We start from the raw sequence: 24,140 nt of genomic DNA, 5'->3' as shown, positions 1-24,140 counted from the left end.
CGTGATTCGCACGTTATTGCGGCTGCTGGCCGCCGGCCTGCTGCTGGCCGTGCTGGCGCTGGGTGGCGCCGCCTGGCGCCTGCATATGGCGCTGGAGCAACCGCTGCAGTTGTCGGCCGAGCGCCTGATCGAAGTCGTACCGGGCGATACCCCGAGCGGGGTGCTCAACCGTCTGCAGGCCGAATCGGTGCTGGACGGCGCCTTCTGGCTACGCCTGTACTGGCGCTTCAACCTGCCGGGCCAGGCCCTGCACAGCGGTGAGTATCGCCTTACGCCGCAGCTCAGCGCCCGCGATCTGCTGGGGCTGTGGCAGCGTGGCGAGGTGGTGCAGTACAGCCTGACCCTGGTCGAGGGCTGGAACTTCCGCCAGGTGCGCGCTGCCCTGGCCCGCCAGACGGCACTCACCCACCTGCTCGCCGAACTGGACGATCAGGCATTGATGGCGCGCCTGGGCTTGCCCGGTGTCAATCCGGAAGGGCACTTTTTCCCCGATACCTACCGCTATGTGCGCGGCATGAGCGACCTCGATCTGCTCAAGGCAGCGCTGGCTCGCCTGCAACTGGTGTTGGACGAGGAGTGGGCGCAGCGCGCCGACAACCTGCCTTACGCCACCCCCTACGATGCGCTGATCATGGCTTCGATGGTGGAGAAGGAAACCGGCGTGCCGGAAGAGCGTGGGCAGATCGCCGGGGTGTTCGTCAGGCGCCTGGGCATCGGCATGCGCCTGCAGACCGACCCGACGGTGATCTACGGCCTTGGCGAGCGTTACACTGGCAACCTGACCCGCGCTCACCTGCTCAGCCCCAGCCCTTACAACACCTACCTGATCGATGGCATGCCGCCAACGCCGATTGCCCTGGTCGGGCGCGAGGCGATCCGCGCCGCGCTGCATCCGGTGGCCGGCAACAGCCTGTATTTCGTCGCGCGTGGCGACGGCAGCCATGTATTCTCGGACAGCCTGGACGCGCACAACCGCGCCGTGCGCGAGTTCCAGCTCAAGCGCCGCAGCGATTACCGCTCCAGCCCCAAACTCGACAAGGACAATCCGTGAGCGGTCTGTTCATTACCCTCGAAGGCCCGGAAGGCGCCGGCAAAAGCACCAACCGCGAATACCTCGCCGCACGTCTGCGCGAGCAGGGCCTCGATGTCCTGCTAACCCGAGAGCCCGGCGGCACGCCGCTGGCCGAGCGCATCCGCGAGCTGCTGCTGGCTCCGAGCGACGAGGCGATGGCCAGCGATACCGAGCTGCTGCTGGTGTTCGCCGCGCGTGCCCAGCACCTGGCGCAGGTCATTCGCCCGGCCCTGGCGCGCGGTACGGTGGTGCTGTGCGACCGTTTCACCGATGCCACCTACGCCTATCAGGGTGGCGGCCGGGGCCTGCCTCTGGAGCGCATTGCCGCCCTGGAAAGCTTCGTCCAGGGCGAGCTGCGTCCGCACCTGACCCTGGTCTTCGATCTGCCGATCGAGATCGGTCTGGCCCGGGCCGCCGCGCGTGGCCGGCTGGATCGTTTCGAGCAGGAAGGGCAGGGCTTCTTCGCGGCCGTACGGCAGACCTACCTGGATCGTGCCGCCGCAGCCCCGGAGCGCTGCCGGGTGCTGGATGCCGGGCAATCGCTGGCAACCGTGCAGCAGTCCATCGATGCCTTGCTGCCGGAAATCCTGGAGCGCTGCCGTGGCTGAAGCCTATCCCTGGCAGCAGGCGCTCTGGCAGCAGCTGGCCGGTCGCAGCCAGCATGCCCACGCCTATCTGCTGCACGGCCCGGCCGGCATCGGCAAGCGCGAGCTTGCCGAGCGCCTGATGGCGCGCCTGCTCTGCCAGCGCCCGGCTGGCCTGGATGCCTGCGGCCAGTGCAAGGCCTGCCACCTGCTGGCGGCCGGCACCCACCCGGACAACTTCGTGCTGGAGCCGGAGGAGGCCGACAAGGCGATCAAGGTCGACCAGGTGCGCGAGCTGGTCAGCTTCGTGGTGCAGACCGCCCAGTTGGGCGGGCGCAAGGTGGTGTTGCTGGAGCCGGTGGAGGCGCTGAACATCAACGCCGCCAACGCCCTGCTGAAAAGCCTGGAAGAACCCTCGGGCAACACCGTGTTGCTGCTGGTCAGTCACCAGCCCAGCCGGCTGCTGCCGACCGTGAAGAGTCGCTGCGTGCAGCAGGCCTGTCCGCTGCCGAGCGAGGCTGACAGCCTGGCCTGGCTGGCCCAGGCGCTGCCGGAAACGGCCGACGATGAGCGCCGCGAGCTGCTCACCCTGGCCGGCGGTTCGCCCCTGGCGGCGCGGCGCCTGCAACAGCAGGGCGTGCGCGAGCAGCGCGCGCAGGTGGTCGAGGGGGTGAAGAAGCTGCTCAAGCAGCAGGCGGGCGTCAGCCAACTGGCCGAAGCCTGGAAGACGATGCCGATGATTACCCTGTTCGACTGGTTCTGCGACTGGACGCAGCTGATGCTGCGCTACCAGCTGACCCGCGACGAGCAGGGGCTGGGCCTGGCCGACATGCGCAAGGTGGTGCAGTACCTGGCCGACAAGGCGCCGCAGCACAAGGTGCTGGCGATGCAGGACTGGCTACTGCAGCAGCGCCAGAAAGTCCTGGGCAAGGCCAACTTGAACGGTGCTCTGCTTCTCGAAGCCCTGTTGGTGCAGTGGGCAAGCCTGCCCGGACCGGGCTAGAATCGGCCATTGGATAGATTGCCAGGAATGCCGCATGAGTCTGCCACCTAATCTCGGCCCGCGTAACGGGATCCTGTCCCTGACCATCAAGGACAAGTCCGTGCTGTACGCCGCCTATATGCCGTTCATCAGGAATGGCGGGCTGTTCATCCCGACGGCCAAGAGCTACAAGCTCGGCGACGAGGTGTTCATGCTGCTCAACCTGATGGACGAGCCGGAGAAGATTCCGGTGGCCGGCAAAGTGGTGTGGATCACCCCTAAAGGGGCTCAGGGCAACCGTGCTGCCGGTGTCGGCGTGCAGTTCAACGATGGCGACAACACCGCGCGCAACAAGATCGAAACCTACCTGGCTGGCGCCCTCAAATCGGATCGGCCGACCCACACCATGTAACATCGGCCCTTTCAGGCCCAGTCAAAAGCGCCCTGAACGGGCGCTTTGTCATTTTCAGAGACCGTGATTGCCATGCTGGTTGATTCCCACTGCCACCTCGACCGCCTCGACCTGACGCAGCACAACGGCTGCCTGGATACCGCCCTGGAGGCCGCCCGCGCCCGCGGCGTGCAGCATTTTCTGTGCATCGGCGTCAGCGCCGACAACGCTGCGGCGGTCAAGGGCCTGGCCGAGCGCTACGCCGATGTCGACTGCTCGGTGGGGGTGCACCCGCTGGATCTGCAGCCTGGTGCGGCGCCAGTGCTCGACTGGCTGCTGGCCGAACTGAACCACCCGCAGGTGGTGGCCATTGGCGAGACCGGCCTGGACTATCACTACGAGCCGGAAGCGGCCGAGCTGCAGCAGCAGTCCTTCCGCCTGCATCTGGAGGCGGCGAAGGTCACTGGCAAGCCGGTGATCGTGCATACCCGCGAGGCACGCGCCGACACCCTGGCCCTGCTGCGCGAGGCGGCTTTGCCGCAGGCTGGTGTGCTGCACTGCTTCACCGAGGACTGGGACATGGCCAGGGCGGCGCTGGATCTGGGTTTCTACATTTCCCTGTCCGGCATCGTCACCTTCCGCAATGCCGATGCCCTGCGCGAGGTGGCGCGCAAGGTGCCGGCCGATCGCTTGCTGGTGGAGACCGATTCGCCCTACCTGGCGCCGATTCCCTACCGCGGCAAGGCCAACCTGCCGCAGTACGTGCGCGAAGTGGCGGAGTTCCTGGCCATGGTGCGTGGCGAGCGCTTCGAGGATCTGGCCGCGCAGACCACGGCCAACTTCAAGCGGCTGTTTCCTCTAGCTCGAGTGGCCTGAGAGCCTCTTAAGAGACTGCTGCGCGTCGGCCATGCTGCGTTGCAATCGGGTTCAGAATGCTCATTTACACTTCGTAAACTGCGCTTCTTCGCCCGATTGCGCCTTGCCTGGCTCTAGCTCGCGAGCCTCTGAAGAGGCTCAGGCGGTATTGCTATAAAATCGCGGACAAAAAAAACCCGGGTTCTGGGGGATGAATCCGGGTCAAGACCATTAGGAGTAAAAACGAAGGTACGCGATCCACGGTACCTCGACTGGCGGGGCACTTGGGGGGAGATGCCGCACACCAGTAATCTCCAGTATTGGCCATGTTTCTCCTGCGTCCAGGCAGGTTGCGGCGGTTTTTTAAACAGATTTGGAATACCGCAGCCGCTGCTGAGCACTCAGCCTTGTGCCATCTGCCTCAATAACGCCAGGGTCTGCTCGATCACCGCAGGTTCCGTATAGAAGTGCGGAGAAAACCGCACACCGGCGCCACGTTGGGCGCAGATCACCTGTTGCTCCCGCAGCCTGGCGAACAGCGCCTGGTTGCTCCAGCCATCCAGGCTGAAGGTCAGGATGCCGGCTCGCCGCTGCGGTTCCAGCGGGCTGTGCAGCTGGATGCCGGGGATGCTTTGCAGGCCCTGTTGCAGCTGCTGCATGCGCTCCTCCAGGCGTATGCCGACCTGCTGCATGCCGACTTCCTCCAGCAGCGACAGGCTGGCCTCCAGGGCCATGGCACCGAGCATGTTCGGGCTGCCGCACTCGAAGCGCCGGGCACTGCGGGCCGGCTGCCAGTCCGTGCGGTCGTAGTCGCCGGCATGTTCGAGCATGTGCCAGCCGTATTCGTGCAGAGCCAGCTGTTCGCGCAGATCGGCGCGGCAATAGAACACCGCCAGGCCTTCCGGGCCGAGCAGCCATTTGTGCCCGTCGGCCATGGCGAAAGCGCAGTCACAGGCCTGCACATCGAACGGCTGGGCGCCGAGCTGCTGGATGGCATCGACGCACAGCAGTACGCCGCGCTGCCGGCAGCCGGCACCGAGGCGCGGCAGATCCAGGCGCAGGCCACTGGCGTACTGCACGGCGCTGATCGCCAGCAGGCGGGTGCGCGGGCCGCAGGCGGCGAGCAGGGCGGCTTCCGGATCGGCGCCCGCCAGGTTCACCTGGATCACCTCGACCCCGCGTGGTTGCAGGGCCTCCCAGACGATGCGGTTGGATGGAAACTCCTCGTCGCTGATCACCACCTGGTCGCCGGCGCGCCAGTCGAGGCCGAAGGCGACGAATGACAGGGCTTCGGAGGTGTTCTTCAGCAGCGCGATATCGCTGCGGCTGGGGGCATTGAGCAGGCGCTGCAGGCGTTCGCGCAGGCGCAGTTCGACCTGCAGCCAGGCGGGATAATCGCTGGCGCCGAGCCGGGCGTTTTCCTCGGCGAAGCGACGCACCGCGTCTACCGCGCGCTTTGGCCAGGGGGCGACGGCGGCGTGATTGAGGTAATACAGGCCCGAAGCCAGGGGAAACTCATCAATAAAGGCAGACATAGGCGATGATCCGTGCATTTTGGCGCTGAACAGGCATAATAATGCGCTTCGATTTTCATCCTGCAGTCACGTTATGAACAAAGAACCTCGCAAAGTCCGTGAATTCCGTCGTCGCGAACAGGAAATTCTCGATACCGCGCTCAAGCTGTTCCTCGAACAGGGTGAAGACAGTGTCACCGTCGAGATGATCGCTGATGCGGTCGGTATCGGCAAAGGCACCATCTACAAGCATTTCAAGTCCAAGGCCGAGGTCTACCTGCGCCTGATGTTGGACTACGAGCGCGATCTCAACGCGCTGTTCCACTCCGAGGACGTGGCTCGCGACAAGGAAGCGCTGTCGCGCGCCTACTTCGAGTTCCGCATGCGTGACCCGCAGCGCTACCGCCTGTTCGACCGCCTGGAAGAGAAGGTGGTCAAGGGCAACCAGGTGCCGGAGATGGTCGAGCAGCTGCACAAGATTCGCACCTCCAACTTCGAGCGTCTGACCCACCTGATCGAAGGTCGCATCGCCGGAGGCAAGCTGGAAGACGTACCGCCGTACTTCCACTACTGCGCGGCCTGGGCCCTGGTGCATGGCGCCGTGGCGCTGTACCACTCGCCGTTCTGGAGCAGTGTGCTGGAGGATCAGGAAGGCTTCTTCCAGTTCCTCATGGACATCGGCGTGCGCATGGGCAACAAGCGCAAGCGCGACGGCGACACGCCGGCCGCTTGATGTGCCATTCAGCCCGCCAATGATGCATTTTGCGCAGACAGCGGCGGGCATATACTCCGGTGTAGACACTGCCGGAGCCGCCTAATGATCGTCGACCGCCAGGGCAGGCGCTTCCGCAATCTGCGTATCAGCCTGACCGCCGCCTGCAATTACGCCTGCACCTATTGCGTGCCCGACGGCAAGCGGCTGATTGCCGCCCAGGACGAGCTGTCCGCCGAGGCCATGGTGCGCGGCGTGGCCTACCTGATGGAGGCGGCCGGCATCGAGCGGTTGCGCATCACCGGTGGCGAACCGCTGGTCAGTCCCAAGCTCGAGCTGTTCCTGCGCGAAGTCAGCCGTCTTGGCCTGCAGGACATCAGCCTGACCAGCAACGGCCAGTTGCTCAGCCGCAAGCTGCCGCTGCTGCTGGAAACCGGCATGCGCCGGCTGAACATCTCCCTGGATACCCTCGACCCCGACGCGTTCAAGCGCATTGCTCGCGGCGGTGACCTGCCGACCGTGCTGCAGGGCCTGGAAGAGGCACGGGCGGCCGGGCTGCAGATCAAACTGAACATGGTGCCGCTGCGTGGGCAGAACCATGACCAGGTGTTGCCCATGCTGGACTACTGCCTGGAGCGTGGTTTCGAGCTGCGCTTCATCGAGCTGATGCGCATGGGCCACCTGGCCCGCGACGGCGCCAGTTTTCAGCAGCAGTTCTACGGCATGGACGAGTTGCTGCAGGTAATCGGCAGCCGTTACGAGTTCGTCCAGGCCGAGGCGCCGCTGGATGCCACCGCGCTGCGCTATGAAATTCCCGGTGCGGGCTACTTCGGCGTGATTGCCAACGAAAGCGTGCCGTTCTGCCGTACCTGCTCGCGCCTGCGCCTGTCCTCCACCGGCTGGCTGCATGGCTGCCTGTCGTCGAGCAACCGCCACTATGTCGGCGACCTGCTCGATAAGCCGCGCCACCAGGCCCTGCCGGCGCTGCAGCGCCTGCTGGTGCGCGCCCTGGCGGACAAACAGGACATCGCCTTTGCCGGTGGCGTCACTGTCATGAAAATCATCGGTGGCTAGTGCGCCGCCTCACCTACTTGTACGAAAGCCATGCCTGCCGAATTCCCCATCGCCTATATCGAACCGGTGTTCCGTCCGCCCAGCGAAGCCCACTCGCTGATCCTGCCGGTGACCAACGGCTGCTCGTGGAACGCCTGCACCTTCTGCGAGATGTATACCCAGCCGCAGAAGAAATTCCGTGCCCGTGACGAAGCACAGGTGCTTGAGGAAATCCGCCGTGCCGGCCAGCAGCTGATCGTCCAGCGGGTATTCCTTGCCGATGGCGACGCCCTGGTGCTGCCGACGCGGCGCCTGCTCAACATCCTGCAGGCGATTCGTGAACACATGCCCGAGGTCGAGCGGGTCTCCAGCTATTGCCTGCCGCGCAACCTGCGCAAGAAGTCGGTTGCCGAGCTGAAGGAGCTGGCCGATGCCGGGCTGAAGATGGCCTACGTCGGTTGCGAGTCCGGCGACGACCAGGTATTGGAACTGGTCAACAAGGGCGAGACCTACGAGTCCAGCCTCAGCGCCTTGGAGAAACTGGGCGAAGCGGGCATCACCCGCTCGGTGATGATCCTCAATGGTCTGGGTGGCACGACCCTCAGCCAGCAGCACGCGGACAACTCGGCACGGCTGATGAATGCCGCGCAGCCGGAATACCTGTCGACCCTGGTGGTCAGTTTTCCTACCGGCGAGCAGCGTTTTCGCCAGGGCTTTGCCGAGTTCCAGCCCCTGCAGCAGCAGGAGCTGTTCCTCGAGGTCGAGCGCCTGCTGCAGGGCCTGGAGCTGCACGACACGGTGTTCCGCAGTGACCACGCTTCCAACTACCTGGTGCTCAAGGGCAACCTGGGGGCGGACAAGGCGCGCCTGCTGGCCCAGGTGCGCCAGGCCATCGAGCGGCCGCAGCAGGCTCACCTGCGCCAGGAGTGGCAGCGCGGCCTGTGACTCAGGTTGGCGCGGAAGCTGCTATGTCTCTCTATCCGCCGGATTTCCGTCACCGGCCTGGGAGGAACTGCGATGCGTAGCGTGATTCTGCTGCTGAGCCTGATGGCGCTCGGCGGCTGCATGAAGGTCAGCGATATGGCGGCCGGCACCGAATATCATCTGCGCGATGCCGGCGTGCTCGATCACAGCGACACCCGTCGCGCCAGCTCCTGGCGGCTGCAGGCGGATTCCTTCGTGTTCATCTCCCAGGCCCACTACACCCCGCCCGGCGATGCCCATCCACGGCCCAACGTGGTGGCTGAGCAGGCCTTCGACGCCTTCGTCGAGTACTTTCCGCTGGTGCGCCGCGCGGCCCAGCCGCAAGGTCTGGAGGAAGCGCTGAACGAGGCGCGCACCGCCGGCGCCCATTATCTGCTGTACACCCGTTTCGCTGCCGCCGACGACCGTATCGGCACCGAAGAGGAGTGGGAGGATCAGGAGGCGCTGGATCGCCTGGGGGTGGACTCCAGCGTGATCCAGCTGATGCTGATCGAAACCAACACCCGCTACCTGGTGGACACCGCACGCATCCGCAACCGTGGCGGTTTTCTGACGTTGTACGACACCAAGCCCCAGGATCTGCTGCGTCCAGCCTTCGAACAGTACGCCCGCAGCCTGATCGGGGTCAGCGACCGCTAGGCCGGCTTGCGGCATACTAGCGACCTTGTCGAACAAGGAAACAGACGATGACCGATCCGGGCAAGGCCGGCGACCTGCTGGCGCAAATTCCCAAGGGCGAAGGCAAGGGCCTGCCGCCGGTGCACCTGTGGAATCCGGATTTCTGCGGCGACATCGATATGCGCATCGCCCGTGACGGCACCTGGTACTACCTGGGGACGCCGATCGGGCGCAAGCCGATGGTCAAGCTGTTCTCCACCATCATCCGCCGCGACGACGACAAGTATTTCCTGATCACGCCGGTGGAGAAGGTCGGCATCACCGTCGACGACGCGCCCTTCGTCGCCGTGACCCTGCAGGTGAGCGGCGAGGGCGAGGCGCAGCTGCTGCGCTTCACCACCAATGTCGAGGAAGAGGTCGAGGCGGGTGCCGAGCATCCGCTGCGGGTGGAGCTGGATCCCGTGACCCAGGAGCCGTCGCCCTACCTGCATGTGCGGCGCAACCTGGAAGCCCTGGTGCACCGCAATGTGTTCTATCAGCTGGTGGAGCTGGCGGTACCCCGCGAGATCGATGGCCAGACCTGGCTGGGCGTGTGGAGCGGCGGCACCTTCTTCCCGATTGGGCCGCTGCCGGAGTAACCCGCGCTCGGCTTAAATGTTTTGGCCAATGCGCCACAACACCCCGGACGGATCGAGCAGCACGAAGTCGCGCATGCCCCAGGGCTGATCCTGCAGCGGGTGCAGGCGCACGCCGTAGCGCTCGACCACGCCCGAGTCCTGCACCTGCTGCCACCAGGCGGCCACGTCTTCCACCAGCAGGTGCATCATCAGGTTGTCGGCCAGCTCTGCCACGTAGAGGTCCTGCAGCAGAAAGCTGCTGCGGCCGTGGTGGAAATAGGCCACGCCGCCGCCTTCCGAGGCCATGCGAAAGCCCAGCTCCTGGTAGAAGGCCTTGGAACGCTCGAAGTCCTTGGCCGGCACGAATGCCTTGATTTCGGTGGTGGTCAGATTGCCCATCAATGGCTCCTCGAAGGTCAGTACAGGTCGCTGCGTTTGCGCGGTTTCACCGCCTGGAAAAAGCTGTAGCCCAGGCCGATATCGGTGATCAGGCGGGCGCATACGGCGGGAATGGCGATAACGGCGTGGATCAGCAGCGCCACGCCGGCGTAGCCGGCGAACTCCACGGCGCGCAAGGCCACTGGCAAGGGATTGGCGCGGTTGTCCAGCAGGCTCTGGCGCAAGGCTGCCAGATCGGGCCAGTGGTCACCGTCGATCTGCTGGCGGCGCGCCAGCGGATACAGATTGCGGCTCTGCCAGCCGCGCTGGAAGGCGCGCCACATACGCCGGGGTTCGAGAAACAGACCGGTGGACAGGGCGATCAGGTTCATAGTGCCGAGCAGGGGCGAGTTGAGCATCGAGCCGGTGCCCAGTTCCCAGGCGCTGACCTCGCCTTCGCCGATGCGTCCGGTGCTGTAGCCGGTCACCAGGTGATGCAGGTCGTGGTACTTGAGGTAGCGGTGGCGGGTCTCGATATTCGGCAGCGGCACCAGCAGGCAGCCGGTATACACCGGCACCGTGCAGGCCTTGTCGGCGCTGTCGCTGAAGCCGAGGCGGCGGTAGAAAGCGGCCAGTTCTTCCTTGAGGGTCATGTGTTCCATCCTTGGAATGCGGGTCAGCGTGGGTACAGCGGCGGTAGCGGGCTGGTTTCCTGGGGGCCAGCCGCGGCTTCCAGGGCGGGCAGGCTGCGGATGGCTTTCCACAGGCCTTCACCTTGCCAGTGCTGGCCCGTCTCGCTGTAGAGCGCGCCATTGAGGCCATCCAGGGCATCGGACAGCGGCACGAAGCGCGCGGCCATGTCAGCCAGGGTTTCCGGTTGCTGGCGCGCCCAGGCATCCAGGGCCTGGCGGGTGGCCTGGCTGTCGTTGGCCTGACAGGCGCGCTTGAGGTCGTCGAGCAGGGTGCGTGGGCTGGGGCCGGTCTGCGCGCTGGGCAGAATCGCCGGCTGGCGGCGCGCACGCCACCACAGGCCGAAGCCGAGCAGGGTGGTCAGCGCCAGCAGCGCGGTGGCCAGCTGCCAGGGCCACAGCAGCGGGGCGTCGCCGGCGTGGGCCGCTACCGGGCTGTCCACCGGGGCCTCGGCGTCCAGCACCGGATTGCTCGCCACCTCCAGGGTACGGGCCGGCAGGCTGCTGTGCTCCAGGCGATCCTCGCGGGTGTTCCACCACACCACCTGCAGTTCCGGCAGTTCGATGCGCCCGCTCTGGCTCGGCACCAGGGCCTCGTGTTCTTCGCGGCTGCCGATCAGGCCGCGCTCGCCGCTCTCGTTGTGCAGCTGCGGTTGATCCGGATAGCGCCGCAGGCCTTGGGCTTGGCTGGCTGGCAGTGGCGGCAGCTGGGCGCTGGACAGACCCTCGACGCGCAGCATGATGTTGCGGGTCAGCGAGTCGCCGACGCTGGCCTTGTCCGGCTCCGGGCTCCAGGCCTCGCTCAGGCTCAGGGCGCGGGCCGGCAGCCAGGGCGCGTCGGCCGGGTAGTCGGCCGGCTTGGGCTTGACCGTCAGCGGAATCTGCGGCGACTTGACCCGGGTCAGGCGACCGGGGCGCGGGCCGAACGGGTTGTAGTCATCGGTTGCGCCGCGCTCGACCGGGGTGGCGCTGAACACCTGGGAGGGGATGGTCAGCTCGCCGCTCTTCTGCGGGAAGATCGCGTAGCGCACCTCGATCACGCCGTGGCGTACATCGTTGATGGTCTTCTCGTAGACCCGCGGCTCGCCGAGCTGCTCGACCCGGGCATCGGGGATGCTGAGCTGGGTCAGGCTGCTGTCGTCGAACAGCGACACCGAGTGGAAGATGCGCAGGGTCAGCACCACCTGGGCCTGCACGTAGACGGCGTCCTGATCCAGGCTGGCGTCGATGAAGATCGGCGCCAGCGTGCCGTTGGCATCGGCGCTGCCGCCCTTGAGCACCTGCAGGGTGATCGACTGGCTGCTGGCATCACCGAGCTTGAGCGGCGGGATCACCACGAAGCCGGTCTGCCGGGGCAGCAGGGTAATGATCCAGCGGGTGCTGGACTGCACCTTGCCGGCGACGGTGGAGAGGTTGTTTTCCTGGCGGGTGCTGAGCACCTCGAACTGCTGGTCGAGGGGCGCCAGATCCGGCTTGCCGAACAGGGTGGCGTCGTCCGATTCGAGGATCAGGTCGAGGCTTTCCCCTTCGCTCAGGCGGGCGCGATCCACGGTGGCGGACAGACTGGCGGCGCTGGTCTGCAGGCTCAGCAGGCAGAAGAGGAGGGCGCAAAGCAGACGGCTCATCGGGACTGTTCCTGGCGCTGTTTCTGTTCGTAGAGGAATTTGCGCCGCAGCAGCTCGCCCGGGTCGTCGGGGATCTGCCGCAGCCATTGTTCCAGGGCGTCGCGCTGCTCGTCGCCGAGCGGCCGGGCGCTGGCCTGGGCCGCCTGGGCCTGGCCTTGCGCGCTGCCCTGGCTGGCGTCGGCGGGCTTGTCGGCCTGCGCTTCGCCGCTGCTGTTCTGCGCCGTGGCATCCTGGCCGGCCTGGGCCTGCTCACTGGCGGCGCTGTGGTCGCCTGGCTGGGTAGTGGCCTGCTGCGTGGTGGACTGCTGCTGCGGATTGCCCTGGGCATCGTTCTGCGCCTGGCCGCCGGCGTTCTGCTGCTGATCCTGCTGGCCTTGTTGCCCTTGTTGCCCTTGTTGCCCTTGTTGTCCCTGTTGTTCGGACTGCTGTGGCTGGTTGGCCTGCTGCTGTTTCTGCTGCTGCAGCAACTGCTCCACCAGCGCCTTGTTGCGCAGCGCCGGCTGCAGGTCGGGCTGACGCTCAAGGGCCTGCTCGTAGGCGTCGAGGGCGGCGGCCAGCTCGTTGCTCTTGGCCAGGGCATTGCCGCGGTTGTAGTGGTCGGCGGCGCTGTCGCCCTGGGCGAAACGTTCGGCTGCTGCGCTGTAGTCGCCGGCGCGGTACAGCGCCTCACCCTGCCAGCGCGGATCGCTGAAGCGTGCGGCAGCCTCTTTCGGCTGCTGGGCTTGCAGCAGGCGCTGGCCCTGCTGATCCGGGCGCAGCCACAGGTCGCGCAGCTCGAAGGCCTGGCTCGGCTGCGGCAGGGCCAGCAGCAGCGGCAGGCAGAACAGCCAGCCGCGGCGGCCGGCGCAGGCGGCGAGCAGCAGCAGCGGCAGCAGCAGCCAGTGGCCCTGGTCGGCCCAGGCTGCCAGCTGGGTCGGCTCGCCATCCTCGCGCAGGCTCTGCGGGCCGTCGAGCAGGCCCAGACCCTGCAGGTCGCGGTCGTCCGGGCGGGCCTGGCGGTAGCGCCCGCCCAGTTCGCCGGCGAAGCGTTTGAGGCCGCTGCTGTCCAGGCGCGGCAGGAGGATGCTGCCGGCGCTGTCCTTGAGGAAGCTGCCGTCGGCTCCGAGGATGGGCGCGCCCTGGGGCGTGCCGATGCCGAGGATGGCCAGGCGCTCGCCGTGGTTGCCCAGGGCCGTGCGGATGGCGCGGCGTTCGTTATCGTCCAGTTCGCTGCCGATCAGCAGCAGCCGGCCCTGGCCCTGGGCGCCCTGTTCGAGCAGCTGCAGGGCCTTGCTCACGGCCAGGTCGGCGCGCCGGCCGGGTTCGGGCATCAGCGAGGGCTTGAGGGCGTCGAGCAGGTTGCGCGCGGTGCCCAGGTCGTCGGACAGCGGCACCAGGGTGTGGGCGCTGCCGGCATAGACGATGATCGCGGTCTGCGCTTCGTCGCGCGCCTGCAGCAGGTCGAGCAGCTTGCGCTTGGCCTGCTCCAGGCGATTGGGCGAGGCGTCGGTGGCAAGCATCGCCGGGGTCAGTTCGAGCAGCACCACCAGCGGGTCGGCGCGTTTCTGGCTGGCCAGCTCGATGCGCTGCCAGCTCGGCCCGAGCAGGGCCAGGCCGGCCAGCAGCCAGGCCAGGCCGAGGGCGATCCACGGCAGGTGGTTGTTGCGCGCCCGCCCGCCGGACAGCAGGGCGGCCTGAAAGGCCGGCGGCAGCAGCAGTTGCCAGCGCCCGCTGCGGCGCTCGCGGTGCCACAGTTGCCAGAGCAGCCAGACCAGCAGCGGTAGCAGGAGCAGCCACCACGGGCGTTGCCAGTGTGGCCAGAGTTGGGCGAGCTCCATCAGGCGCGCCTCCCGAGTCGGCTGAGCAGGCGCGGCAGGGCCTGTGGCCACAGGTCACGGGCGATCAGCAGCAGGCTCAGCAGCAGTGCCGTGCCCAGCGGCCAGCAGTACAGCGCCAGCGCCGGGCGGGCACGGGTCGGTTGCTGCAGGGCCGGTTCCAGCTGGTCGAGGGTGGCTTCGATGGCCTGCAGTTCCTGGGCGTCGCGGGCGCGGAAGTAGCTGCCGCCGGTCTGCTCGGCGATGTTCTTGAGGCTGGCCTCGTCGAGGTCGATGCCCGGGTTGAGGCCGAGCATGCCCATGATGCCGCTCTGCTGCGGGTCGGTGCCGATGCCGATGGTGTAGATCTTCACGTGTTCCTCGGCGGCCAGGCGCGCGGCGGTCTTGGGTTCGATCTCGCCGGCGTTGCTGGCGCCGTCGGTGATCAGCACCAGCACGCGGCTGTCGGCCGGGCGCTGGCGCAGGCGCTTGACCGCCATGCCGATGGCGTCGCCGATGGCGGTCTGCGGCCCGGCGATGTTGATCAGCGCTTCGTCCAGCCAGACCCGCACGGTGTGGCGGTCGAAGGTCAGCGGCGACTGCAGGTAGGCGCGGCTGCCGAACAGGATCAGGCCGACACGGTCGCCGCGGCGATCCTCGATGAAGTCGCCGAACAGCTTCTTCACCAGTTCCAGGCGCGAGATTTCTTCGCCATGCCAGCGCATGTCGCTGTAGTCCATGGAGCCGGACACATCCACCGCCAGCAGCAGGTCGCGGCCGCTGGCCGGCAGCGGCAGCGGTTCGCCGACCCATTCCGGGCGGGCGGCAGCCAGCAGCAGGAACAGCCACAGCAGCACGAACGGTGCCTGCTGGCGCCAGGCCGGCAGGTTGGCACGGGCGCGACGACCGCTGAGGCCCTCCAGCTCGCTGAGGAAGCTGACCTTGAGCGCTGCCTCGCCGCTGTCTGCTGCCGGCAGCAGCAGGCGCAGCAGCCAGGGCAGGGGGGCGAGCAGGAAGACCCAGGGCCAGGTGAACTCAAACATGCTTGCGGATCCAGGTGTCGACGGCCTGGTTGAGGCCATTGATCGCTTTGTCGTCGAGGCTGCAGTGGCTGCGGTAGGTGCCTTCCACCAGGATCATCCAGCGGGTCAGGCCGGCGGCCGGGCAGCGGCTGTCGAGGAAGGCCAGCCAGGCGCGGCCGCTGAGGATGTGGCTGTGCTCCTGCGGGTAGTGGGCGCGGGCCAGGCGCTTGAGTAGGGCATTGAGCTGCTGCAGCCAGGGGCCGGCATGCTGGCCGTCGTAGGGACGCACCAGGCGCGCCAGTTCGGCCAGGGCGGCCAGGCGCAGCGGGTCGAGCGGCTGCTCCAGCGGCTGCAGTTCCCGCTGGCGCAGCGGCAGGTAGCGGCGCAGGTACCACAGGCCCCAGAGCAGCAGCGGCACCAGTACCAGCAGCGCCCACCAGCCGGGAGCCAGCGGCCACCAGGACACGGGCGGCGGGGCGATGGTCGGTTGCAGTTGATCGAGCGGGTTCATGGGCGCTTCCCCGGGCGCTGCTGGCTGCTGAGGTGGTCGCGCAGCTGCTCGACCAGGTCGCTGGCGGTGGACAGCGCCAGCAGCGGTACGCCGAGCTTCTGCGCCAGGCGCTGCCAGCGGCCGCGGCGCTGTTCGCCGAGGGCGTGGTAGGCGGCACGTAGGTCGGCGTCGTGGGTGTCCAGTTCCAGCTGCGCGCCGTGTTCGAGGAAACGCAGCAGGCCGGCGGCCGGCAGGGCGTGGTCGAGCGGGTCGGACAGCGGCAGCAGGATAAGGTCGGTGTGGCGTGCCAGCAGGCTCAGCTGCTGCTCGGCGGCATCGCTCAGCGCGCGCTCGTCGCAGATAATGATCACCAGGCTGCCCGGGCGCAGCACTTCGCGGGCGCGGCGCAGGGCCAGGCCGAAGCCGTCGCGGCTGCTCTGGGCCTCGCTGTGCAGGGCCTGGTTGGCGCGGCCGAGGCGGTTGAGCAGCTGCAGCAGGCTCTGCTTGCTGCGCCGAGGCTTGATCTCGTGGTGCTCGTTGTCGCCGAACACCAGGCCGCCGATGCGGTCGTTGTGGCTCAGGGCGGCCCAGCCGAACAGGCTGGCGGCCTGGGCGGCGAGCACCGACTTGAACTGCAGGGCGGAGCCGAAGAACAGCCGTCGGCTCTGCTCGACCATGATGAAGATCGGCCGCTCGCGTTCCTCATGGAACAGCTTGGTGTGCGGCTCCTGGGTGCGCGCGGTGACGCGCCAGTCGATGGTGCGCACGTCGTCGCCGGGCTGGTAGACGCGCACCTGGTCGAAGTCGACGCCACGGCCGCGCAGCTTGGAGTGGTGCAGGCCGATCAGCGGGCTGCGCCGTGCCGGGGTGGAGAACAGCTGCACTTCGCGCACGCGATGGCGCATCTCGATCAGCTCGGCGAGGCTGACGCGAATCCCGGGTTGCGTGGGCTGGGCGTGCATGGACAAGGGCTCGTCGGACGGCGGCTCAGGCCACCGCCACCGTGTCGAGGATGCGCTGGATCACCCGATCCTGGTCGATGCCGGCGGCTTCCGCCTCGAACGACAGGATGATGCGGTGGCGCAGCACGTCGAACAGCACTGCCTGGATGTCTTCCGGGCTGACGAAGTCGCGCCCGGCCAGCCAGGCATGCGCACGGGCGCAGCGGTCGAGGGCGATGGAGCCGCGCGGGCTGGCGCCGTAGGCGATCCACTCGGCCATCTCGGCGTCGTACTTGGCCGGGGTGCGCGTGGCCATCACCAGCTGCACCAGGTATTCCTCCACCGCATCGGCCATGTACAGGCCGAGGATTTCCTTGCGCGCGGCGAAGATCGCCTGCTGGGTCACGCGGCGCTCCGGCTTGTCTTCGCCATTGAGCGCATCGCCGCGCGCCTGGGCGAGGATCTTGCGTTCCACGCTGGCGTCGGGGAAACCGATCTTCACGTGCATCAGGAAGCGGTCGAGCTGGGCTTCGGGCAGCGGGTAGGTGCCTTCCTGCTCGATGGGGTTCTGCGTGGCCATCACCAGGAACAGCGGCGACAGGTTATAGGTGCTGCGGCCGATCGACACCTGGCGCTCGGCCATGGCTTCGAGCAGGGCCGACTGCACCTTGGCCGGGGCGCGGTTGATCTCGTCGGCCAGCACCAGGTTGTGGAAGATCGGCCCCTGCTGGAACACGAAGCTGCCGGTTTCCGGACGGTAGATCTCGGTGCCGGTGATATCGGCGGGCAGCAGGTCGGGGGTGAACTGGATGCGGTGGAATTCGGCTTCGATGCCCTCGGCCAGTTCCTTGATCGCCTTGGTCTTGGCCAGGCCGGGGGCGCCTTCCACCAGCAGGTGGCCGTCGGCGAGCAGAGCGATCAGCAGGCGCTCGATGAGCTTTTCCTGGCCGAGAATCTGGGTAGCGAGAAATTGGCGCAGCGCGAGCAGCGCTTCACGATGTTCCATCGAAAGACTTCCTGGAAAGGGACTGACGGGGAGCCGAACACACCCGATCGGGGCGCTTACTTTAATGCATTGGCTGCCGGCGGACTAACGCTGCATGCACGGACTGGGTGGCGCTGCGCACTTGCGTGCTGGGCCATGCAGAACCTAGCGGCTCTTGAAGACCGCGGGCGCGTCGGCAAGTTCAGCCAGATCCAGCTCCAGGCGGGTGTTTTCCTCCAGCACCAGGACGCCGACGGTGAAGGCACCCCAGGCTTTCAGGCGCAGTTCGATCACGCCCTCGGGCGGAGTGTCGATGGTCAGCTGGCTGCGGGCGAAGGTCGGGTGCAGGTAGAAGCGTACCGGGCCGCGCAGGGTCTGGCGGGGTGAGGCGGCGCGCAGTTGCAGGTGGATCAGGAACCACTCGGTGGAGCCGGCGAAAGGCTCGACCCGGGCGCTCAGGCGCAGGCCGCCGGCTTCGGCCAGACCGCCGAACTGGCCCTTCCAGGGATCGTTGGACACCTCGCCAGGGGCGATCTCCGTGCCGTCCACGCCCAGCTCTTCGTGCACCGGAGCAGGTGCCGTCAGGCCATAGCGGGCGGCGTCCTCGGCCACTTCGGCGGTCTGCCGGGCCTGCTCGGCGATTTCCTTGATCCGTTCGAATTCGACCTTGAGGTCGCCCAGGGAAAAGCTCTTGGCCTCGCGGAGCAGCAGCAGGGCGCCGGCGCAGCCCAGGTAGAGCAGGGTGGTCTGGTCGATGCGCTCAAGAATCTCGGCCTGGCTGAACAGGATGCGTGCCAGGGCGCCGAGGGCGCAGAGGGCGGCCAGCGCCATCAGGCTGAGGCCGATGAGGTCGTGCTTGCGGGCCCTGTCCATGGGAAGGCGTTCCTATGAGCTGCGGGAGGGGTGTCAGGCACTCTAGCTCAGTGTTCGCCGGCCGGCCGTGGCGCACGTCGGTTGCGCCGAACAGGCGTACCGCCAGGTAGTAGGCGAAAGCCAGCGGCCAGACCATGCCGGCCTCGCGCAGCATGTGGAAGAACAGCAGGTCGGCCTCGTGCTTGGCCACCGGTGCGACATTGAGGTACTGGTACAGCGCGTCGTGCACCAGGCTGGCAGGGTGGGCCAGGGGCCAGAACACCTCCTGCTGGTACAGCAGGTCGCCTTCCAGGCGCAGCACGTGGTGGCGCTTCTCCCACCAGTCGGGGATGCCGATGATCGCCAGCCAGTAGAACGGCACCTTCGGCGTGCAGCCGTCCCAGGCGTAGGTGGTCGGGCGCTGGAAGTCGTAGCGCACCTGCCTGGCTGGCAGATCCACCTCGGCCTGGCCGGGGTTGATGATCAGCAGGCCGTCATGGATCAGCAGCCACTCGCCATAGAAGTAGCGCCCGGCAAATTGCGGGCAGTGGCGCAGCAGCGGGCGGTCGATGAAGTTGAGCCAGGGGCCGGCATGCTCGCGGCAGCCGAAGCCCCATTTTTCCTGATCGGCCTGGCGCGCAGCGGCGGCGCGGCGCACGCGCTCGCCGCGACCGAGCCAGCGCGGCAGCAGTACGCCGAGGTACACCGGGATGGCAATCCACAGCAGCGGGGCGATCAGCGCCGGGCGTAGCCAGGCGGCCAGGCCCAGCAGAAGCAGGCCAAGGGCGCTGACCAGCAGGTTGCCGAAGTGGATGACGAGGGGGCGCTGGAGTGGATTGAACTGCATGGTTTCCCTACCGGACAGCAATACCGGGCTGCGATGACGCGCACCTTAGCAGCGAGGCGGTTGCATGGCGATGAACGAATATGTCGCAGGGCTGCAAGCGTGCCGTCACGGGCTGTCGCTAAGCTGCGCGTGACCTATTGGTCGTCGTGCGCCTGCTCGGTTCCATCCTTCGCCTAGACTGCTGGGATGGCGGATTTGCAGCGGTGCTGCCCCGGCAGCCGTGCGCGACGCCTCCTCGAACAACAAGTCCAGTGGAGCATCACCATGGCGTTCTTCACCGCAGCCAGCAAGGCCGACTTCCAGCACCAACTGCAAGCGGCCCTGGCGCAGCACGTCAGCGACAAAGTCCTGCCACAAGTAGCGCTGTTCGCCGAACAATTCTTCGGCATCGTTGCCCTCGATGAACTGACCCAGCGCCGCCTTGGCGACCTGGCCGGCTGCACCCTGTCGTCCTGGCGCCTGCTCGAACGCTTCGATGCGGCCAAGCCGCTGGTACGGGTGTACAACCCGGACTACGAGAAGCACGGCTGGCAGTCCACCCATACTGCGGTGGAAGTGCTGCACGCCGACCTGCCATTTCTGGTCGACTCGGTGCGCATGGAGCTGAACCGTCGCGGCTACAGCATCCACACCCTGCAGAACAGCGTGTTCAGCGTGAAGCGCAAGAAAAGCGGTGAGCTGCAGGAACTGCTGGCCAAGGGCAGCAGCGGCAAGGAGGTGCAGCAGGAAGCGCTGATGTACCTGGAGATCGACCGCTGCGCCAATGTCGGCGAGCTGCGCACTCTGGAGAAGGCCCTGCTGGAAGTGCTGGAGGAAGTGCGCCTGGCGGTGGCCGACTTCCAGCCGATGAAGGCCCGCGCCGAAGCGCTGCTGGCCAGCCTGGACAAGGGCAAGGCCAAGGTCGATGGCGCCGAGCTGGCGGAGGTCAAGGCGTTCCTCGCCTGGCTGCTGGACAACCACTTCACCTTCCTCGGCTACGAGGAATTCAGCGTGGTCGAGGAGAAGCAGGGCGGCCACCTGGTGTATGACGAGGCCTCGCTGCTCGGCTTGTCCAAGCGCCTGCGCAGCGGGCTGAAGAAGGACGAGCTGCATATCGAGCAGGAGGCCCTCGACTACCTGCGCGAGCCGCGTCTGCTGTCGTTCGCCAAGGCTGCCACGCCGAGCCGCGTGCATCGCCCGGCCTACCCGGATTTCGTTTCCATCCGCGAGCTGGATGGCAAGGGCAAGGTGATCCGGGAATGCCGCTTCATGGGCCTGTACACCTCCTCGGTGTATGCCGAGAGCGTCAACCGCATTCCCTATATCCGCCGCAAGGTGGCGGAGATCGCCGAGCGCTCCGGTTTCGACCGCAAGGCCCACCTGGGCAAGGAACTGGAGCAGGTGCTCGAAGTGCTGCCGCGCGACGACCTGTTCCAGACTCCGGTGGACGAGCTGTTCAGCACCGCCATCGCCATCGTGCAGATCCAGGAGCGCAACAAGCTGCGCCTGTTCTTGCGCCATGACCCCTATGGCCGTTTCGCCTACTGCCTGGCCTACGTGCCGCGCGACGTGTACTCCACCGAGACCCGGGTGAAGATCCAGCAGATCCTCATGGAGCGCCTGCAGGCCAGCGACTGCGAGTTCTGGACCTACTTCTCCGAGTCGGTGCTGGCGCGGGTGCAGTTCATCCTCAAGGTCGACCCGAAGAACCGCGTGCAGATCGACCCGGCGCGCATCGAGAAGGAAGTCATCCAGGCCTGCCGTTCGTGGAAGGACGACTACGCCAGCCTGGTGGTGGAAAGCTTCGGCGAGGCCCAGGGCACCCAGGTGCTGGCCGACTTCCCGAAAGGCTTCCCGGCCGGCTATACCGAACGTTTTGCCCCGCACTCGGCGGTGGTCGACATGCAGCACCTGCTCAGCCTCTCCGACGAGCGCCAGCTGGTGATGAGCTTCTACCAGCCGCTGGCCCAGGGCGAGCAGGAGCTGCACTGCAAGCTGTACCACGCCGACACGCCGCTGCCGCTGTCGGACGTCCTGCCGATTCTGGAGAACCTCGGCCTGCGCGTGCTCGGCGAGTTCCCCTACAAGCTGCGCCGTGCCGATGGCCGCGAGTTCTGGATTCACGACTTCGCCTTCACTGCCGCCGAAGGGCTGGAAATCGATATCCAGCAGCTCAACGACACCCTGCAGGACGCCTTCGTGCAGATCGTTGCCGGCGCCGCCGAGAACGATGGCTTCAACCGCCTGGTGCTGACCGCCTCGATGCCCTGGCGCGATGTGGCGCTGCTGCGTGCCTATGCGCGCTACCTCAAGCAGATCCGCCTGGGCTTCGACCTCGGCTACATCGCCAGCACCCTGGTCAACCACGCCGATATTGCCAAGGAACTGGTGCGCCTGTTCCGCACCCGTTTCTACCTGGCGCGCAAGCTCAGTGCCGAGGATCTGGAAGACAAGCAGCAGAAGCTGGAGCAGGCCATTCTCGCTGCCCTGGACAATGTCGCGGTGCTCAACGAGGACCGCATCCTGCGGCGCTACCTGGATCTGATCAAGGCCACCCTGCGCACCAACTTCTTCCAGAACGGTGCCGACGGCCAGCCCAAGCACTACTTCAGCTTCAAGCTCAGCCCGCGGCTGATTCCGGAGATTCCGCGGCCGGTGCCGAAGTTCGAGATTTTCGTCTACTGCCCGCGGGTCGAAGGCGTGCACCTGCGCTTCGGCGACGTGGCGCGCGGCGGCCTGCGCTGGTCGGATCGCGAAGAGGATTTCCGTACCGAGGTGCTGGGCCTGGTCAAGGCGCAGCAGGTGAAGAACGCGGTGATCGTGCCGATGGGCGCCAAGGGCGGCTTCATCCCGCGTCGGCTGCCGGTCGGCGGCTCGCGTGACGAAATTCAGGCCGAGGGCATTGCCTGCTATCGCATCTTCATCAGCGGCCTGCTGGACATCACCGACAACCTCAAGGAGGGCAAGGTGGTGCCGCCGGAGAACGTGGTACGCCACGACCCGGATGATCCCTACCTGGTGGTGGCGGCGGACAAGGGCACCGCGACCTTCTCCGACATCGCCAACGGCATTGCCATCGACTACGGCTTCTGGCTCGGCGATGCCTTCGCCTCCGGCGGCTCGGCGGGCTACGACCACAAAGGCATGGGCATCACCGCCAAGGGCGGCTGGGTCTCGGTGCAGCGCCACTTCCGCGAGCGCGGCATCGACGTGCAGAAGGATCTGACCACGGTGATCGGCATCGGCGACATGGCCGGCGACGTGTTCGGCAACGGCTTGCTGCTGTCGGACAAGCTGCAGATGGTCGCCGCCTTCAACCACATGCACATCTTCATCGACCCCAACCCGGATGCGGCCAAGAGCTTCGCCGAGCGCCAGCGCATGTTCGCCCTGCCGCGCTCGTCCTGGGCCGACTACGACGCCTCGCTGATCTCCGAAGGTGGCGGCATCTTCCTGCGCAGCGCCAAGAGCATCGCCATCACCCCGCAGATGAAGGCGCGCTTCGATATCAGCGCCGACAAGCTGGCGCCCACCGAGCTGCTCAACGCGCTGCTCAAGGCGCCGGTTGACCTGCTGTGGAACGGTGGTATCGGCACTTACGTGAAGTCGAGCAAGGAGAGCCATGCCGACGTCGGCGACAAGGCCAACGACGGCCTGCGGGTCAACGGCTGTGAACTGCGCGCCAAGGTGGTGGGCGAGGGCGGTAACCTCGGCATGACCCAGTTGGGGCGCGTGGAGTACGGTCTCAATGGCGGCGCCAGCAACACCGACTTTATCGACAACGCTGGCGGCGTGGACTGCTCCGACCACGAGGTGAACATCAAGATCCTGCTCGGCGAGATCGTCGCCGCCGGTGACATGACCGGCAAGCAGCGCAACAAGCTGCTGGCCGAGATGACCGACGCGGTCGGTGCGCTGGTGCTGGGCAACAACTACAAGCAGACCCAGGCCCTGTCCCTGGCCGAGCGCCGCGCCCGCGAGCGTCTGGCCGAGTACAAGCGCCTGATGGCGGCACTGGAGGCGGCCGGCAAGCTGGATCGCGCCCTGGAGTTCCTGCCCACCGACGACGAACTCAACGAGCGCGCCGCCAGCGGCCGCGGCCTGACCCGGCCGGAGCTGTCGGTGCTGATCTCCTACAGCAAGATCGACCTCAAGGAGGCGCTGCTGAAATCCCTGGTGCCGGACGACGATTACCTGGCCCGCGAGATGGAAACCGCCTTCCCGGCGCAGCTGAGCAAGAAGTTCGGCGAGGCCATGCGCCGTCACCGCCTGAAACGCGAGATCGTCAGCACCCAGATCGCCAACGACCTGGTCAACCACATGGGCATCACCTTCGTGCAGCGCCTCAAGGAGTCCACCGGCATGAGCGCGGCCAATGTCGCCGGCGCCTATGTCATCGTGCGTGACGTGTTCCGTCTGCCGCACTGGTGGAAGCAGATCGAGGCGCTGGACTACAAGGTGCCGGCCGAGCTGCAGCTGCAATTGATGGACGAGCTGATGCGCCTGGGGCGCCGGGCCACCCGCTGGTTCCTGCGCAGCCGCCGCGAAGACCTCGACGCCGCTCGCGACGTCAGCCACTTCGCCCCGCGGGTGGCCGAGCTGGCCGGGCGCCTGGACGAACTGCTCGAAGGCCCGGCACGTGAGCAGTGGCTGGCGCGCTACCAGAGCTTCGTCGAGGCCGGTACGCCGGAAGAGCTGGCCCGCGTGGTGGCCGGCACCAGTCACCTGTACACCCTGCTGCCGATCATCGAGGCCGCCGATGTCACTGGTCAGCCGGCTACCGACGTGGCGGCGGCCTACTTCGCCGTGGGCGGGGCGCTGGAGCTGTCCTGGTACCTGCAGCAGCTCACCGGCCTGGCCGTGGAGAACAACTGGCAGGCCCTGGCCCGCGAGGCGTTCCGCGACGACCTGGACGGCCAGCAGCGCGCCATCACCATAGCCGTGCTGCAGATGGCCGACGGCCCGGCAGATATCGAACAACGGGTGAGTGTCTGGCTGGAGCAGCACAAGGTGCTGGTGCAGCGTTGGCTGGCCATGCTGGCCGAGCTGCGCGCTGCCAGTGGTACCGACTACGCCATGTATGCCGTGGCCAACCGGGAACTGATGGATCTGGCGCAGAGCGACCAACAGGGCGTACGGATTCCCTGAAGTCGCCAT

General features: G+C 66.9%; 22 protein-coding genes. 11 read left to right on the top strand and 11 right to left on the bottom strand.

Annotated features, from left to right (window positions below; all coding sequences use genetic code 11):
• The first annotated feature begins 1 nt into the window (after position 1).
• The 5 genes from mltG to A9179_RS14005 all read left to right on the top strand — a co-directional run bounded on the left by mltG (position 2) and on the right by A9179_RS14005 (position 3,905).
• On the top strand, positions 2 to 1,051 hold the full coding sequence (mltG, locus tag A9179_RS14025; RefSeq protein WP_187806839.1) for an endolytic transglycosylase MltG: 1,050 nt from the start codon (positions 2 to 4) through the stop codon (positions 1,049 to 1,051).
• On the top strand, positions 1,048 to 1,680 hold the full coding sequence (tmk, locus tag A9179_RS14020; protein WP_187806838.1) for a dTMP kinase: 633 nt from the start codon (positions 1,048 to 1,050) through the stop codon (positions 1,678 to 1,680). The genes mltG and tmk overlap by 4 nt, the downstream gene beginning before the upstream one ends.
• Positions 1,673 to 2,659, top strand: a complete 987-nt coding sequence (locus A9179_RS14015; RefSeq protein ID WP_187806837.1) for a DNA polymerase III subunit delta' — start codon at positions 1,673 to 1,675, stop codon at positions 2,657 to 2,659. Before tmk ends, A9179_RS14015 begins: the two co-directional genes overlap by 8 nt.
• Before the next feature lie 34 nt (positions 2,660 to 2,693).
• Positions 2,694 to 3,050: a PilZ domain-containing protein gene (locus A9179_RS14010; protein ID WP_043310025.1), complete on the top strand. Its 357-nt coding sequence runs from the start codon at positions 2,694 to 2,696 to the stop codon at positions 3,048 to 3,050.
• Positions 3,051 to 3,122: 72 nt separating this feature from the next.
• On the top strand, positions 3,123 to 3,905 hold the full coding sequence (locus A9179_RS14005) for a TatD family hydrolase (RefSeq protein ID WP_187806836.1): 783 nt from the start codon (positions 3,123 to 3,125) through the stop codon (positions 3,903 to 3,905).
• Positions 3,906 to 4,285: 380 nt separating this feature from the next.
• Here A9179_RS14005 and A9179_RS14000 read toward each other — a convergent pair whose 3' ends face one another.
• Positions 4,286 to 5,419 carry an aminotransferase class V-fold PLP-dependent enzyme gene (locus tag A9179_RS14000; protein ID WP_187806835.1) on the bottom strand — a complete coding sequence of 378 codons (1,134 nt, stop codon included), beginning with the start codon at positions 5,417 to 5,419 and terminating at the stop codon, positions 4,286 to 4,288.
• 73 nt (positions 5,420 to 5,492) lie between these two features.
• On the opposite strand from A9179_RS14000, the gene A9179_RS13995 reads away from it, so the two are divergent.
• The 5 genes from A9179_RS13995 (at position 5,493) to A9179_RS13975 (ending at position 9,403) form a co-directional block, all read left to right on the top strand.
• Positions 5,493 to 6,131: a TetR/AcrR family transcriptional regulator gene (locus tag A9179_RS13995; RefSeq protein ID WP_187806834.1), complete on the top strand. Its 639-nt coding sequence runs from the start codon at positions 5,493 to 5,495 to the stop codon at positions 6,129 to 6,131.
• An 84-nt stretch (positions 6,132 to 6,215) separates the two neighbouring features.
• Positions 6,216 to 7,184: a GTP 3',8-cyclase MoaA gene (locus tag A9179_RS13990; RefSeq protein WP_187806833.1), complete on the top strand. Its 969-nt coding sequence runs from the start codon at positions 6,216 to 6,218 to the stop codon at positions 7,182 to 7,184.
• 30 nt (positions 7,185 to 7,214) lie between these two features.
• On the top strand, positions 7,215 to 8,108 hold the full coding sequence (locus A9179_RS13985) for a radical SAM protein (protein ID WP_187806832.1): 894 nt from the start codon (positions 7,215 to 7,217) through the stop codon (positions 8,106 to 8,108).
• Positions 8,109 to 8,180: 72 nt separating this feature from the next.
• The gene (locus tag A9179_RS13980) at positions 8,181 to 8,786 is read left to right on the top strand and encodes a DUF4823 domain-containing protein (protein WP_187806831.1); all 606 of its coding nucleotides are present in this window, start codon (positions 8,181 to 8,183) and stop codon (positions 8,784 to 8,786) included.
• A 47-nt stretch (positions 8,787 to 8,833) separates the two neighbouring features.
• The gene (locus A9179_RS13975; protein WP_187806830.1) at positions 8,834 to 9,403 is read left to right on the top strand and encodes a DUF1285 domain-containing protein; all 570 of its coding nucleotides are present in this window, start codon (positions 8,834 to 8,836) and stop codon (positions 9,401 to 9,403) included.
• A gap of 12 nt (positions 9,404 to 9,415) precedes the next feature.
• Here the strand turns inward: A9179_RS13975 and A9179_RS13970 are convergent, their stop codons facing one another.
• The 10 genes from A9179_RS13970 to A9179_RS13925 all read right to left on the bottom strand — a co-directional run bounded on the left by A9179_RS13970 (position 9,416) and on the right by A9179_RS13925 (position 19,004).
• Entirely contained in the window at positions 9,416 to 9,781 is a 366-nt protein-coding gene (locus A9179_RS13970) for a VOC family protein (protein WP_187806829.1), read from the bottom strand.
• Positions 9,782 to 9,798: 17 nt separating this feature from the next.
• Positions 9,799 to 10,413, bottom strand: a complete 615-nt coding sequence (locus A9179_RS13965; RefSeq protein ID WP_262410593.1) for a hypothetical protein — start codon at positions 10,411 to 10,413, stop codon at positions 9,799 to 9,801.
• A 23-nt stretch (positions 10,414 to 10,436) separates the two neighbouring features.
• On the bottom strand, positions 10,437 to 12,074 hold the full coding sequence (locus tag A9179_RS13960) for a BatD family protein (protein ID WP_187806827.1): 1,638 nt from the start codon (positions 12,072 to 12,074) through the stop codon (positions 10,437 to 10,439).
• Entirely contained in the window at positions 12,071 to 13,891 is a 1,821-nt protein-coding gene (locus A9179_RS13955) for a VWA domain-containing protein (protein ID WP_187806826.1), read from the bottom strand. Before A9179_RS13955 ends, A9179_RS13960 begins: the two co-directional genes overlap by 4 nt.
• Positions 13,891 to 14,910, bottom strand: coding sequence for a vWA domain-containing protein (locus tag A9179_RS13950; protein WP_187806825.1), 1,020 nt, complete (start codon positions 14,908 to 14,910; stop codon positions 13,891 to 13,893). The genes A9179_RS13955 and A9179_RS13950 overlap by 1 nt, the downstream gene beginning before the upstream one ends.
• A complete protein-coding gene (locus A9179_RS13945; protein ID WP_187806824.1) occupies positions 14,903 to 15,400 on the bottom strand; it encodes a DUF4381 domain-containing protein in 498 nt (165 codons plus the stop codon). The genes A9179_RS13950 and A9179_RS13945 overlap by 8 nt, the downstream gene beginning before the upstream one ends.
• Positions 15,397 to 16,341, bottom strand: a complete 945-nt coding sequence (locus A9179_RS13940; protein WP_187806823.1) for a DUF58 domain-containing protein — start codon at positions 16,339 to 16,341, stop codon at positions 15,397 to 15,399. Before A9179_RS13940 ends, A9179_RS13945 begins: the two co-directional genes overlap by 4 nt.
• A gap of 25 nt (positions 16,342 to 16,366) precedes the next feature.
• Complete coding sequence (locus A9179_RS13935) at positions 16,367 to 17,326, bottom strand: AAA family ATPase (RefSeq protein ID WP_187806822.1); 960 nt, start codon at positions 17,324 to 17,326, stop codon at positions 16,367 to 16,369.
• Between the two features lie 144 nt (positions 17,327 to 17,470).
• Positions 17,471 to 18,178 (bottom strand): pYEATS domain-containing protein, encoded by a 708-nt coding sequence (locus A9179_RS13930; RefSeq protein ID WP_187806821.1) that lies wholly within the window; start codon positions 18,176 to 18,178, stop codon positions 17,471 to 17,473.
• Positions 18,066 to 19,004, bottom strand: coding sequence for a DUF1353 domain-containing protein (locus A9179_RS13925; protein WP_187806820.1), 939 nt, complete (start codon positions 19,002 to 19,004; stop codon positions 18,066 to 18,068). The genes A9179_RS13930 and A9179_RS13925 overlap by 113 nt, the downstream gene beginning before the upstream one ends.
• 264 nt (positions 19,005 to 19,268) lie before the next feature.
• Here A9179_RS13925 and A9179_RS13920 point away from each other — a divergent pair, with 264 nt between their 5' ends.
• Positions 19,269 to 24,131 (top strand): NAD-glutamate dehydrogenase, encoded by a 4,863-nt coding sequence (locus A9179_RS13920; protein ID WP_187806819.1) that lies wholly within the window; start codon positions 19,269 to 19,271, stop codon positions 24,129 to 24,131.
• The last annotated feature ends 9 nt before the right edge of the window (positions 24,132 to 24,140 follow it).

This window comes from Pseudomonas alcaligenes, from assembly GCF_014490745.1.
In the GTDB taxonomy this organism is placed as follows: Bacteria; Pseudomonadota; Gammaproteobacteria; order Pseudomonadales; family Pseudomonadaceae; genus Aquipseudomonas; species Aquipseudomonas alcaligenes_C.
Note: the sequence above shows the minus strand (reverse complement) of the source record. Positions and strands in the feature narration are given on the sequence as shown.

Coding starts and splice junctions, on each gene's coding strand:
- A9179_RS13990 (WP_187806833.1), top strand. CDS start 6,216: ATGATCGTCGACCGCCAGGGCAGGCGCTTCCGCAATCTGCGTATCAGC.
- A9179_RS13920 (WP_187806819.1), top strand. CDS start 19,269: ATGGCGTTCTTCACCGCAGCCAGCAAGGCCGACTTCCAGCACCAACTG.
- A9179_RS13960 (WP_187806827.1), bottom strand. CDS start 12,074: ATGAGCCGTCTGCTTTGCGCCCTCCTCTTCTGCCTGCTGAGCCTGCAG.
- A9179_RS13940 (WP_187806823.1), bottom strand. CDS start 16,341: ATGCACGCCCAGCCCACGCAACCCGGGATTCGCGTCAGCCTCGCCGAG.
- A9179_RS13935 (WP_187806822.1), bottom strand. CDS start 17,326: ATGGAACATCGTGAAGCGCTGCTCGCGCTGCGCCAATTTCTCGCTACC.
- A9179_RS13965 (WP_262410593.1), bottom strand. CDS start 10,413: ATGACCCTCAAGGAAGAACTGGCCGCTTTCTACCGCCGCCTCGGCTTC.
- A9179_RS14010 (WP_043310025.1), top strand. CDS start 2,694: ATGAGTCTGCCACCTAATCTCGGCCCGCGTAACGGGATCCTGTCCCTG.
- A9179_RS13995 (WP_187806834.1), top strand. CDS start 5,493: ATGAACAAAGAACCTCGCAAAGTCCGTGAATTCCGTCGTCGCGAACAG.
- A9179_RS13950 (WP_187806825.1), bottom strand. CDS start 14,910: ATGTTTGAGTTCACCTGGCCCTGGGTCTTCCTGCTCGCCCCCCTGCCC.
- A9179_RS13980 (WP_187806831.1), top strand. CDS start 8,181: ATGCGTAGCGTGATTCTGCTGCTGAGCCTGATGGCGCTCGGCGGCTGC.
- A9179_RS14005 (WP_187806836.1), top strand. CDS start 3,123: ATGCTGGTTGATTCCCACTGCCACCTCGACCGCCTCGACCTGACGCAG.
- A9179_RS14000 (WP_187806835.1), bottom strand. CDS start 5,419: ATGTCTGCCTTTATTGATGAGTTTCCCCTGGCTTCGGGCCTGTATTAC.
- A9179_RS13930 (WP_187806821.1), bottom strand. CDS start 18,178: ATGGACAGGGCCCGCAAGCACGACCTCATCGGCCTCAGCCTGATGGCG.
- A9179_RS13945 (WP_187806824.1), bottom strand. CDS start 15,400: ATGAACCCGCTCGATCAACTGCAACCGACCATCGCCCCGCCGCCCGTG.
- A9179_RS13955 (WP_187806826.1), bottom strand. CDS start 13,891: ATGGAGCTCGCCCAACTCTGGCCACACTGGCAACGCCCGTGGTGGCTG.
- A9179_RS13970 (WP_187806829.1), bottom strand. CDS start 9,781: ATGGGCAATCTGACCACCACCGAAATCAAGGCATTCGTGCCGGCCAAG.
- A9179_RS13985 (WP_187806832.1), top strand. CDS start 7,215: ATGCCTGCCGAATTCCCCATCGCCTATATCGAACCGGTGTTCCGTCCG.
- A9179_RS13925 (WP_187806820.1), bottom strand. CDS start 19,004: ATGCAGTTCAATCCACTCCAGCGCCCCCTCGTCATCCACTTCGGCAAC.
- A9179_RS13975 (WP_187806830.1), top strand. CDS start 8,834: ATGACCGATCCGGGCAAGGCCGGCGACCTGCTGGCGCAAATTCCCAAG.